We start from the raw sequence: 252 nt of genomic DNA, 5'->3' as shown, positions 1-252 counted from the left end.
AGGTAAGCCCCTTCGTAACTTGGTGCGTCCAGTAAAGAGAGCAGCTCAGAAATGGTGAGTTTGGGATGCGGAATAGACAAAGCATCAAACAGAGCTAAGAACTCTTGTTCAATTTCTAGCATTAACTCGCGACACTTGGCGTTATTGGCTCGGTCATACATGTCTGAATCAAAGATAAACGACGCAGCGTTAGCAGCGAAGCTAATCATAAGTTTTGGCAGCCTCGCATGATAAGTGCTTGTTTCGCGTTTT

The 252-nt window shown here is 44.8% G+C and carries 1 pseudogene; it reads right to left on the bottom strand.

The window, feature by feature from the left end:
- Positions 1 to 209, bottom strand: a pseudogene (locus AB4486_RS26425) (ketopantoate reductase family protein); the annotation flags it as partial.
- Between the last annotated feature and the right edge of the window lie 43 nt (positions 210 to 252).

The organism is Vibrio sp. 10N.222.55.C6 (assembly GCF_041473395.1).
GTDB classification, from domain to species: Bacteria; Pseudomonadota; Gammaproteobacteria; order Enterobacterales; family Vibrionaceae; genus Vibrio; species Vibrio crassostreae_C.
Note: the sequence above shows the minus strand (reverse complement) of the source record. Positions and strands in the feature narration are given on the sequence as shown.